Annotated in this window: 10 protein-coding genes; 6 read left to right on the forward strand and 4 right to left on the reverse strand. The window is 61.7% G+C overall.

What is annotated here, in order from left to right; all coding sequences use genetic code 11:
- Positions 1-269: 269 nt before the first annotated feature.
- Positions 270-1,118 (forward strand): archaetidylserine decarboxylase, encoded by an 849-nt coding sequence (gene asd / locus AC54AF_RS24875; protein ID WP_496638706.1) that lies wholly within the window; start codon positions 270-272, stop codon positions 1,116-1,118.
- A gap of 17 nt (positions 1,119-1,135) precedes the next feature.
- Here the strand turns inward: asd and AC54AF_RS24880 are convergent, their stop codons facing one another.
- Entirely contained in the window at positions 1,136-2,041 is a 906-nt protein-coding gene (locus AC54AF_RS24880; protein ID WP_131685956.1) for a LysR substrate-binding domain-containing protein, read from the reverse strand.
- A gap of 115 nt (positions 2,042-2,156) precedes the next feature.
- On the opposite strand from AC54AF_RS24880, the gene AC54AF_RS24885 reads away from it, so the two are divergent.
- From AC54AF_RS24885 to AC54AF_RS24895, 3 genes are all read left to right on the forward strand, one after another.
- Positions 2,157-2,756 (forward strand): FMN-dependent NADH-azoreductase, encoded by a 600-nt coding sequence (locus AC54AF_RS24885; RefSeq protein WP_131685955.1) that lies wholly within the window; start codon positions 2,157-2,159, stop codon positions 2,754-2,756.
- Positions 2,757-2,827: 71 nt separating this feature from the next.
- The gene (locus tag AC54AF_RS24890; RefSeq protein ID WP_496638707.1) at positions 2,828-3,703 is read left to right on the forward strand and encodes a pirin family protein; all 876 of its coding nucleotides are present in this window, start codon (positions 2,828-2,830) and stop codon (positions 3,701-3,703) included.
- A gap of 118 nt (positions 3,704-3,821) precedes the next feature.
- Positions 3,822-4,778, forward strand: a complete 957-nt coding sequence (locus AC54AF_RS24895) for a cation diffusion facilitator family transporter (RefSeq protein WP_496638708.1) — start codon at positions 3,822-3,824, stop codon at positions 4,776-4,778.
- A 33-nt stretch (positions 4,779-4,811) separates the two neighbouring features.
- On the opposite strand, the gene AC54AF_RS24900 is transcribed toward AC54AF_RS24895, so the two are convergent.
- The 3 genes from AC54AF_RS24900 to AC54AF_RS24910 form a co-directional block, all read right to left on the reverse strand.
- Positions 4,812-7,064, reverse strand: a complete 2,253-nt coding sequence (locus tag AC54AF_RS24900) for a RelA/SpoT family protein (RefSeq protein ID WP_496638709.1) — start codon at positions 7,062-7,064, stop codon at positions 4,812-4,814.
- Positions 7,065-7,103: 39 nt separating this feature from the next.
- Positions 7,104-7,454 (reverse strand): Rid family hydrolase, encoded by a 351-nt coding sequence (locus AC54AF_RS24905; RefSeq protein ID WP_131685952.1) that lies wholly within the window; start codon positions 7,452-7,454, stop codon positions 7,104-7,106.
- A gap of 62 nt (positions 7,455-7,516) precedes the next feature.
- On the reverse strand, positions 7,517-8,398 hold the full coding sequence (locus AC54AF_RS24910; RefSeq protein ID WP_496638710.1) for an alpha/beta fold hydrolase: 882 nt from the start codon (positions 8,396-8,398) through the stop codon (positions 7,517-7,519).
- 363 nt (positions 8,399-8,761) lie between these two features.
- Here AC54AF_RS24910 and AC54AF_RS24915 point away from each other — a divergent pair, with 363 nt between their 5' ends.
- The gene (locus AC54AF_RS24915) at positions 8,762-10,099 is read left to right on the forward strand and encodes a dicarboxylate/amino acid:cation symporter (protein ID WP_496638711.1); all 1,338 of its coding nucleotides are present in this window, start codon (positions 8,762-8,764) and stop codon (positions 10,097-10,099) included.
- A gap of 233 nt (positions 10,100-10,332) precedes the next feature.
- On the forward strand, positions 10,333-10,743 hold the full coding sequence (locus AC54AF_RS24920) for a DoxX family protein (protein WP_496638712.1): 411 nt from the start codon (positions 10,333-10,335) through the stop codon (positions 10,741-10,743).
- Positions 10,744-10,801 lie beyond the last annotated feature (58 nt).

Raw genomic sequence — 10,801 nt, forward strand, 5'->3', positions numbered from 1 at the left:
GGTAAGGCGAAGGCAACGGCGTGGCATCATGACCTGGCGGAAAAAGTTGGCTGAATAAAAATGGCTAAAAGCTAAAAAACAGGCCGCTGTATTGTGCTGCAATTTTTTCGGAGTGGCACAGTTTCCTGAAAATATTCCCTATAACAAATTAAATTCGGTGGCAGACTGTACTACGCACTCTTGCATACGGCGCATATCATTGCGCGCCACATCGCCGCTATAATGCGTTTTCACCATTGTTCCCATCACCCCGTCAAAGGCTTCCCATCGTGTCTGACCGTCTTGCCGTCCTGCCTCAATATCTGCTTCCAAAAGGAGCGTTGACCAACTTTGCCGGCCGGATCGCCGGCGCCAAAGGCGGCGCCATGACCACGCGTTTGATCCGCTGGTTCGTCGGTCGCTACAACGTCAACATGGATGAGGCGCTGGACCCGGACATCACGCACTACACAAGCTTCAACGACTTTTTCACGCGCGCGCTGCGCCCCGATGCGCGTCCGCTGGCCCAGGCCGACTACGTCTGCCCCGTCGATGGCCGCATCAGCCAGTTCGGCAGCATCGACAAGGACCAGATCTTCCAGGCCAAGGGGCACAACTTCAGCACCACGGCGCTGGTGGGCGGCGATGCGGCCCTGGCGGCCCGGTTCGAACACGGCAGCTTCGCCAACCTGTACCTGAGCCCGCGCGACTACCACCGCATCCACATGCCGTGCGATGGCCGCTTGACGCGCATGATTTATGTGCCCGGTGAATTGTTTTCCGTCAACCCGACGACTGCGCGCGGCATTCCCGGCCTGTTCGCCCGCAACGAGCGCGTCGTCTGCGTATTCGACACGGCCAACGGCCCCTTTGTCATGACACTGGTCGGCGCCACCATCGTCGGCAGCATGGCCACCGTCTGGCACGGCGTCGTCAACCCGCCCCGCACGGGTGATATCCGCGACTGGAGCTATGCGAACGACAACGTCGTGCTGAAACAGGGCGAAGAGCTGGGCCGCTTCCTGCTCGGCTCGACCGTCGTCATGCTGTTCCCGAAAGACACCGTCAAGTTCAATGCCAGCTGGCAACCGGCCGGCCCCGTGCAGCTGGGTGAAGTCATGGGCAACCTGCCCAAGTAAATCCTCTGGACGCGCGCCTACACGGGCGCGTCGGTCCGGTACATCTCTTCCATTAAATCCAGGAACGCGCGCGTCTTGGCCGGCATCAAACGCCGGCCGGGAAACACCGCCCAGCCCGTGACCAGCGGAAAACTCCACTCCGGCAGCACGCGTACCAGTTCCCCCGTCGCCACATACGCCTTGGCAAAGCGGTCCGTGCTGGCCGCGATGCCCACGCCCGTGCAAGCCATGCGCACCAGCAATTCCGGCGAGTTCGCCAGCAGGCGCACGGGTAAATCGCGCTCCCACGTCGTCTTGCCACGGATCAAAGTCCAGTGCACGAGGCCATGCACGGCCCGTGGCAAGCTCAGTAAATCGTGGCCGTACAGATCGTCGGGATGCTCGGGCAGGCCGTGCACGCTCGTGTATTGCGGCGAGGCATACAGGGCCAGGGTGCTGAAGGCCACGCGGCGAGCGGACAGGCTGGCGTCGTCGGGCAGGTTGCCCATGCGAATGGCCAGGTCGAAGTTCTCTTCCAGTAAATCCACGCGGCGCGCCGACAAATCCAGTTCCAGCGAAATGGCCGGATAGCGGCGCACGAATTCGGCCAGCACCTGGCGCATCAGCGCGTCGCCGAAATCGGCCGGCATGGAAATGCGCAGCAAGCCGCTGGGCCCGGCCTGGCGGTGCTGGGCCAGCGCGCCTGCCGCCTCCGTTTCTTCCACCACCTTGCGCGCATGCTCGAGCAGACTGGCGCCAAACTCCGTCAGCGCCAGCTTGCGCGTGGTGCGCAGCAGCAGCCGTTCGCCCAATTTCGCTTCCAGCAGCGAGATGCGCCGCGACAGGGTCGACTTGGGCAAGTCCACGCGCCCGGCGGCGCGCGAGAAACTGCCGCATTCAACGACGCGGGCAAACAGCAGCAAATCTCCGGGATCGATATCCATATGTCCTTATTGTTCCATCAGTGGATTAATATTATCCATTTTAACGGCTTCCGCATCAATTTTGGAATTGCTATAGTTCATCCATCGCAAGACACCTCACCACGGAGAAAACAAGATGAACATCCTGCAAATCAATTCCAGCGCCCGCAGCACCGGTTCCGCCTCGACCCGCCTGGCTGACGCCATCGTCGCCCGCGTGCAAGCGGCCAATCCACAAGCAAGCCTGGTGCGCCGCGACCTGGCCGCCGCACCGCACCCCGTGCTCGACGAGCCAACCCTGCAAGCGCTGTTCACCCCGGCCGACAAGCGCACGCCGGAACAAGCGGCCCGCATCGCCCTGGACGACGCGCTGATTGCGCAAGTGCAAGCGGCTGACGTGATCGTCATCGGCGCGCCGATGTACAACTTCGGCATCACCGTGCAACTGAAAAGCTGGTTCGACGCGATTGCCCGCGCCAACGTCACCTTCAAGTACACGGAAAACGGTCCCGTGGGCCTCTTGACCGGCAAGAAAGTCTACGTGGGCCTGTCCCGCGGCGGCTTGCACCGCGACAGCGCCAACGATAGCCAGGTGCCTTACCTGAACACCATGTTCGGCTTCCTGGGACTGACCGACGTGCAATACGTGTATTCGGAAGGCATGGGCATGGGCCCGGAAGCCGTGGCCAAGGCGCAAGCCCAGGCGGACGCCGAGATCAACGCGATCCTGGTGTAATGCACGTACCAAGCTGGGGTCGGACGGAGACGCCGAGTTCCGCCGGGTCTGACCCCAAACAGGAGAAAACAATGAGCGATACCACCACCGTCAACAAGCCACGCGCCGTCGAGCGCGTGATCGCCGGCCAGGCCGTCATGGATGGCGCCGGCGTGAAGATCAACCGCGTCCTGACGCAGCAGTTGCAGCGCCGTCTCGACCCATTCTTGATGCTCGACAACTTTGCCAGCGACAAGCCGAACGACTATATCGCCGGCTTCCCCGAGCATCCGCACCGCGGTTTCGAAACGGTGTCGTACATGATCACGGGGCGCATGCGCCACAAGGACAGCGCGGGCAACGAAGGCTTGCTGACGTCGGGCGGCGTGCAATGGATGACGGCCGGCAGCGGCGTGATCCACTCGGAAATGCCGGAGCAGGAAGAAGGCGTGATGGAAGGTTTTCAGCTTTGGCTGAACCTGCCCGCGCGCGACAAGATGCGCACGCCGTGGTACCGCGACTTTACGAGCGATGAAATCCCCCGCTACACGACGGATACAGGCGCGGCCGTGCAAGTGATCGCCGGTGAAAGCCATGGCGTGGCGGGCGCCGTGCAGCGCGAGCTGACGCAACCGCTATACCTGGACATCGACTTGCCGGCAGGCAGCAGCTTCGAGCAGCCCTTGCCGCCAGGCCATAACGCTTTCATCTACACCTTCCGTGGCGAAGTGCAGGTGGACGGCAAGGCCGTGCCCGCCCTGCGCATGGCGATCTTCGCCAACACGCCGGGCAGCGACGGCGTGCGCATCGAGGCGCCGCAAGGCGGCCGCGTGATCCTCGTCGCCGGCCAGCCCTTGAACGAGCCGATCGCGCAATATGGCCCGTTTGTCATGAATACCCAGGCGGAAGTGTTCCAGGCCGTACAGGATTTCCGCGAAGGCAAGTTTGGCGAGACGGCCGCGCAGTAAAATTGTTTGCCTTGCTAAAAAACCTGCATCGCCGCCCGGCATGCAGGTTTTTTTGCGCGCCGACTATTTTGTTGCTTTTCAATTACACTGACGGCAACCTCATTCCACAAAGCACTCCATGTCCCAGATGCACGACTCCACCGAACACGACGCCACCCATTTGCACGCCCACAGGAAAGGCGATGCCGAGCACACCCACTCGTTCGAGGGCCGCAGCCAGAGCATCCTCGCGTGGGCGCTGGGGCTGACCCTGTCGTTTGCCGGCATCGAGGTGGCGGCCGGCTTCCTGTCCAATTCGCTGGCCCTGATTTCCGACGCGGGCCACATGGTCACGGACGCGGCCGCGCTGGGCCTGGCCCTGCTGGCGCAGATCATTGCGCGCCGTCCTCCTTCGCCGCGCCACTCGTTCGGCTTTGGCCGCGCCGAAGCGCTGGCCGCCTTCGTCAACGGCCTGGCCATGCTGTGCGTGGTGGGCTGGATCTGCTATGAAGCCGCGCAGCGCTTTTCCGCCCCGCAACCCGTGAAGGGCGGCATGGTCTTCATCGTCGCCTTCATCGGACTGGCGATCAATATCGTCGTGGCGTGGGTCTTGTCGAAAGACAAGCAAAGCGTCAACACGCGCGCCGCCCTCGTGCACGTGATGGGCGATCTGCTCGGGTCGGTCGCCGCCATCATCGCCGGCGCCGTGATTTACTTCACGGGCTGGATGCAGATCGACCCGCTGCTGTCCGTGCTGGTATCCCTGCTGATCCTGAAATCCACGTTCGGGGTATTGAAAGAGTCCTACCATTTCCTGATGGAAGGCGTGCCCATGCACATCGACTACATCGCCGTGGGCACGGACGTGGAGCAAGTGGACGGCGTGATCGCCGTGCACGATCTGCATGTGTGGGACATGTCGCCGGGCCAGCCGGCCCTGATCGGCCACGTGGAAATCGAACACCTCGACCATTGGCCCAAGGTCTTGCGGGCGATCAAGAAGATGCTGTTAGCCAAGCATGGCATCGACCATATTACTTTGCAGCCGGAGACGGCGGCGATGGCAGGCTTGCATCAGGGTGACAAGACGCATTGATTGAACCCAACAGCAAATACTGGGGTGCAAAGACTAGCTACGCCGCGCCTCCAGCACGCCACTGACGTCCTTGATCACATTCAGCGCCTTCAACAGCTGCGCCGTCGAGCTGATCTCGGCCGTAAAGGTCATGCGGGCCTGGCCCTTGGCGCTTTGGGTGTTGACGCCGATGACGTTGATCTTTTCGCGCGAGAAGATCTCGGAGATGTCGCGCAGCAAGCCCTGGCGGTCGCCGGCCAGAATGAAGATGTCGACCGGGTACACGGTGTCGTGCACGCCCGTGCTGCCCCATTCCGTGAAGATCACCCGCTCGGGCGACTTGGCGCGCATTTCCTCGAAGTTTTTACATGTGGCGCGGTGGATCGAGACGCCCTTGCCGCGCGTGACAAAGCCGACGATGCTGTCCGGCGGCGCCGGCTTGCAGCACTTGGCCAGCACCGTCATCAAGCCCTCGGTGCCCACCACCAGCACGCCGGACTTGGCGCCCTGCTCCACGCTGGAGGCGCGGCTTTTGCCGACCAGCACGGCGTCTTCCGGCACCACCACTTCGCCATTGTCGTGCAACGCCTGCTCCACGTGGCGCAGGCTGAATTCATCCTTGCCCACCGACAGGAACAGCTCGTCGACTTTCGCAAAGCCCAGCTTTTGCGCCAGCGCTTCCAGATTGACGGCCGTCTTGCCTTCGCGCTGCAGGGATTTCTCCACCAGCGCGCGGCCGTGGGCCAGGGTTTCCTGCATGTCGATGGCGTGGAACCAGGCGCGGATCTTCGAGCGCGTGCGCGTGCTGACGGCGTAGCCGGCGCTGAGCCAGTCGCGCGATGGCCCAGCCGTACCCGGCGCGCCCTTGGCCGTGATGATTTCGCAGGTCTGGCCATTTTTCAGCTGGGTATTCAGGGGCACCATGATGCCGTCGACCTTGGCGCCGCGGCAGCGGTGGCCCACGTCCGTGTGCAGGTGATACGCAAAATCGACGGGCGTGGCGCCCACAGGCAGTTCCAGCACCCGCGCCTGCGGCGTCATGACGAAGATGCGGTCGTCCAGGGTGGCCGATTTGAGCTTTTCCACCCATTCGCGCTGAATTTCTTCCTGGCCCACGACGGCGTCGGCCACCTCGGTTTTCCAGGCCAGCAGCTGGCGCAGCCAGGCGATCTTTTCGTCGTATTTCTGGCCAGCAAAGTTCGAGCCGCCCTCTTCCTTGTAGCGCCAGTGCGCGGCCACGCCGTACTCGGCAAAGCTGTGCATTTCATTCGTGCGGATTTGCACTTCCAGCGGGCGGCCATCCTCGGCCGTTACCACCGTGTGCAGCGACTGATAGCCATTGGGTTTCGGCCGCGAAATGTAATCGTCGAATTCTTTCGGGATGGGGGTCCAGATATTGTGAACCACGCCCAGCACCGTGTAGCAGGTTTTCACGTCGGCAACGATGACGCGGAAGGCGCGCACGTCGTACAGGGCCGTAAAGTCCAGCTCCTTGCCGCGCATCTTGTTCCAGATGCTGTAAATGTGTTTCGGGCGGCCAAATACTTCCGCCTGGATACCGGCCGCAGCCAGTTCCGTCTGCAGGCGCAAAATCGCCGAGGAAACAAAGCCCTCGCGCATCATGCGCTTTTCTTCCAGCATCTTGGCGATGCGTTTATACGCTTCCGGCTCGATGAAGCGGAACGACAAATCTTCCAGTTCCCACTTCAGCTGCCAGATACCGAGGCGGTTGGCCAGCGGCGCGTACAAATCCAGCGTTTCCTTGCCGTATTCACGCGTCATTTCATTGAACAGTTTTAGTTCGGCAAAGTAACGCAAGGTCGTCACGCAGGCGGCCAGGCGCACCAGCACGACACGCATGTCGGATGCCATCGCCAGCAACATCTTGCGCAAGGTTTCCACCTGGGCCACGGCTTGCTGCGCCGCATTCTTGCCGCGCCCGCCAGCGCTGCCGTGCTGCGCCTGGGTCAGCGCGCGCAAGCGGATCAGCTGGCGCACGCCGGTCGCCAGGTCGCACACCTGCTTGCCGAAGCGCGGCTCGATATCGGCCGCCGTGTCCGGGTCCAGCAAGGTCAGCTCGAACATCAGGCCGGCGATGCGCGTTTCCGCATCGCTGCGCAGGAAAGCCAGGGTGGTGGCCACGCCGAGGGCGAACTCCAGCGCGGAGCGGCCGGCAAAGGTCTGCTTGTCGCCGTACGCTTCGGTGGCATACGCGAGCGCGTCCAGCACGCGCGCGCTGTCCGGCGCGCTCAAGCCCTCTACCAGTTGTTCCGATGTGGCGCTATTCGGGGCCGAGATGGAAACCATGTGATACCTTTAAACTTAATAACCCAACAACTTGATAACTTAGCGCTCTGCAGCGATGATGACGATTTCTACCAGGCATGCCGGATTGGCCAGCTTCGCTTCCACCGTGGCACGCGGCGGCGTGTGGCTTGACGCGACCCAGTCGTCCCACACCTCATTCATGCCGGGGAAATCCTTCATGTCGGCGATGTAGATCTGGCATGACAGGATGCAAGTCTTGTCGCTGCCCGCTTCCATCAGCAAACGGTCGATGTGACCGAGCACTTCGCGCGTCTGGCCGACGATGCCCTGCGTGGTGTCTTCCGCGATCTGGCCAGCCAGGTAGATGGTGTTGTTGTGAATGGCTACTTCGGAGAGGCGTTTGCCTACGTGCAGTCGTGTAATTTCCATGCTTTTACTTTCGGTTGTTTCAAAATCTGTACAGCGTTATTGCTTGTATTCCTCGCCCACCATTACTTGCCCAGCAAAAACTTGCGTGCGATGGCGATCTGGTCGTCGTGGACAAATGTGGGCGCATGGCCCACGCCGGCGATTTCCACCAGCGCCGCTTTCGGGCCACGGCCCAGCATGCGCGTGGCCGTTTCATGCGACAGCAAATCGGATTCCGACCCGCGCACCAGCAAGGTGGGGCAGCGCACGGCATCATACGCGGCCCACAGCATGGCTTCGTCGCTGGCCGCCGATTCCGGCGTGGCCGAGCGGAACGGCATGGCCAGTCCCATATCATAGTGGCGGCGCCAATGGCCATCCTTATCCTGGCGCAACACATCCACCGCCAGTTTATGCCATTCCGCGTCCGTATGCGGGCCGAAGCTGGCGGAGACGTCGCGCACAAATTTGGCGCCTTGTTCAAACGTCTCGAAACGCAAGTCCTGGCCGATGTAGTCGCCGATGCGCTGCAAGGCTTCCGGCGCCAGGGTCGGGCCGATATCGTTCAGCACCAGCTTGCTGATCGGGCTGTTCGGCAACGATGCCAGTCCCAGGCCGATCAAGCCGCCCATCGAGGTGCCGAACCAGTCCACCGTCTGGCGTTCGCCATTGGCCAGCACGCGCGCCAGCAGGGTCACCATGTCGCTCACATATTGCGGCACGCGGTAAAACTGCGGATTGGCCAGCCAGCCCGAGCGCCCGCGCCCCACCACGTCGGGGCAGATCACGCGGTAGTCGCTGGCCATGGCGCGCGCCAGGTTGTCGAAGTCGTCGGCCACGCGCGTCACGCCGTGGACGCAGACGAGCACGTTCGGATTGTCGGCCGCGCCCCACTCCTTGTACGACATGGTATGCAAGCCTGCGGGGGAAATGCACTGGACGGATTTGATGCTCGCTTCAATCATGCCATTCCTTATAACACCGGAGAAAACCTACTGCGCGTCGGTGGTTGCGGCCTGCGATGCTCACCGGCTCGGCGCCCCCGTACTTCAGTACGGCTGCGGTTGCTGACCACAACTCCCTTCCGCTCGCTACGGTTTTGTCCGGCGTCGTTATTTGGTAGTAAAAAATAAAGAAACCGGCGATTTGCCGGTTGCCTCGCGCGCGACGCTACGGCAGTGTAGCGCAGCGCGGGCAATGCTCCAAGCGCACGCCTGAAATGCTGCGCCGCAGCACGGTACTGGCACGCCCGCCATGGCGCAATACCCGATATAGCGAAAGTGCATATCTGCGGTTATCCACAATTGAGCGGGCCTGGCAATGGGCGGATGATCGCAGCATCAACCCGCAAGAGGAGACCACTCGTGAAAAAACCATTCTATAAAATCCTGTACGTGCAGGTGCTGTTCGCCATCGTGGCAGGCGTGCTGCTGGGGGTGTTCTACCCCTCGAACGCCGTCGACATGAAACCGCTGGGCGACGGCTTTATCAAACTGATCAAGATGATCATCGCCCCGGTGATCTTCTGTACCGTGGTTTCCGGCATCGCCGGCATGCAGGACGTCAAGAAGATCGGCCGCGTAGGCGGCAAGGCGCTGCTGTACTTCGAAGTGGTCTCCACCTTCGCGCTGGCCATCGGCCTGGTCGTTGCCAACCTGCTCAAACCGGGCGCCGGCTTCAACGCCGACCCGGCTCACCTGGACGCCAAGTCGATCGAGCAATACACGCATGCCCAGGGCATGACGACCACCGACTTCCTGATGAACATCATCCCGAAGACCTTCGTCGATGCCTTCGCCAAGGGCGACATCCTGCAAGTGCTGCTGATCGCCATCCTGTTCGGCTTTTCGCTGTCCCTGCTGGGCGAGCGCGGCCGTCCCGTCACCAAGCTGATCGACGAGCTGTCGCATGCCATCTTCGGCATGGTCAACATCATCATGAAAGTCGCCCCGATCGGCGCATTCGGCGCGATGGCCTTCACCATCGGCAAATACGGCCTGGCTTCGCTGATTCCGCTGGCTAAACTGATGGGCTCGTTCTACCTGACCTGCTTCCTGTTCGTCTTCGTCGTGCTGGGCCTGATCGCCAAGTACACGGGCTTCTCCATCGGCCGCTTCCTGCTGTACATCAAGGAAGAACTGCTGATCGTGCTCGGTACCAGCTCGTCGGAATCGGCCCTGCCGGCCCTGATGAAGAAACTCGAGCGCCTGGGCTGCTCCAAGCCAGTCGTCGGCCTGGTCGTGCCTACCGGCTACTCGTTCAACCTGGACGGCACCAACATCTACATGACCATGGCGGCCCTGTTCGTGGCGCAAGCGACCAACACGGAACTGACCATCTGGCAGGAACTGACCATCCTGGGCGTGGCGATGCTGACCTCGAAAGGCGCCTCCGGCATCACGGGTGCCGGCTTCATCACCCTGGCCGCCACCCTGGCCGTGGTGCCGACGATCCCCGTGGCCGGCATGGCGCTGATCCTGGGCATCGACCGCTTCATGAGCGAATGCCGCGCGCTGACCAATTTTGTGGGCAATGGCGTGGCCACCATCGTCGTGTCGAAATGGGAAAAAGAACTGGACATGGACAAGCTGCATAGCGAGCTGGCCAATCCCACCCACCCGACCGACGACGCGTATATTGCCCCGGCCGTGAATATCGTCAAGTAAGCGAGACACCCTCCTGAAAAGCCCCGCAGATCACTGCGGGGCTTTTTTCATTGCACGCAGGTTTTATCGCATCATCAACGCACAGTAAATCATGCATCAATATCCCACTAGATGATCAATGGATGAAAAATGATTACAGTTACAACACTGTTCGCCGGCAAGCTCCCGCATAATGACATTGCGTTAATGCAAGCCTGACACCAAACCATCCTCACTTTTGAATGGAGTACGTCATGTCCCTCTCGCCCGCCTTCTACGCCACCTGGAACCCACGTCTGCTGGGCGTGCTGCGCATCATCCTCGGCTTCCTCTTCCTGCAACACGGCACGGCCAAGCTGTTCGGCGCGCCGCACGTGGCCATGTTCGACGGCCTGCAACTGTTTTCCGTGATGGGCGCGGCCGGCGTCATCGAGCTGGTGGGCGGCAGCCTGTTGCTGGTGGGCCTGTTCACCCGCCCCGTCGCCTTCATCCTGTCGGGCCAGATGGCGGCCGCCTACTTCATGGCGCATGCGCCAGCCGGTTTCCTGCCGATCCTGAACGGCGGCGAAATGGCCGTGATGTACTGCTTCACCTTCCTGTACTTCGCGGCAGCGGGCGCCGGCGCCTACAGCCTGGACGCCTTGCGCGGCAAGACCGGCGCATAAAAAGGCTATGTCACCGTCAGATGTGGGAATGCTCCCAGCGTTGCTTTCAATAACGTTT

Source organism: Janthinobacterium sp. JF4, from assembly GCF_059617925.1.

Coding starts and splice junctions, on each gene's coding strand:
- AC54AF_RS24880 (WP_131685956.1), bottom strand. CDS start 2,041: ATGGATATCGATCCCGGAGATTTGCTGCTGTTTGCCCGCGTCGTTGAA.
- AC54AF_RS24885 (WP_131685955.1), top strand. CDS start 2,157: ATGAACATCCTGCAAATCAATTCCAGCGCCCGCAGCACCGGTTCCGCC.
- AC54AF_RS24890 (WP_496638707.1), top strand. CDS start 2,828: ATGAGCGATACCACCACCGTCAACAAGCCACGCGCCGTCGAGCGCGTG.
- AC54AF_RS24895 (WP_496638708.1), top strand. CDS start 3,822: ATGTCCCAGATGCACGACTCCACCGAACACGACGCCACCCATTTGCAC.
- AC54AF_RS24900 (WP_496638709.1), bottom strand. CDS start 7,064: ATGGTTTCCATCTCGGCCCCGAATAGCGCCACATCGGAACAACTGGTA.
- AC54AF_RS24905 (WP_131685952.1), bottom strand. CDS start 7,454: ATGGAAATTACACGACTGCACGTAGGCAAACGCCTCTCCGAAGTAGCC.
- AC54AF_RS24910 (WP_496638710.1), bottom strand. CDS start 8,398: ATGATTGAAGCGAGCATCAAATCCGTCCAGTGCATTTCCCCCGCAGGC.
- AC54AF_RS24915 (WP_496638711.1), top strand. CDS start 8,762: ATGATCGCAGCATCAACCCGCAAGAGGAGACCACTCGTGAAAAAACCA.
- AC54AF_RS24920 (WP_496638712.1), top strand. CDS start 10,333: ATGTCCCTCTCGCCCGCCTTCTACGCCACCTGGAACCCACGTCTGCTG.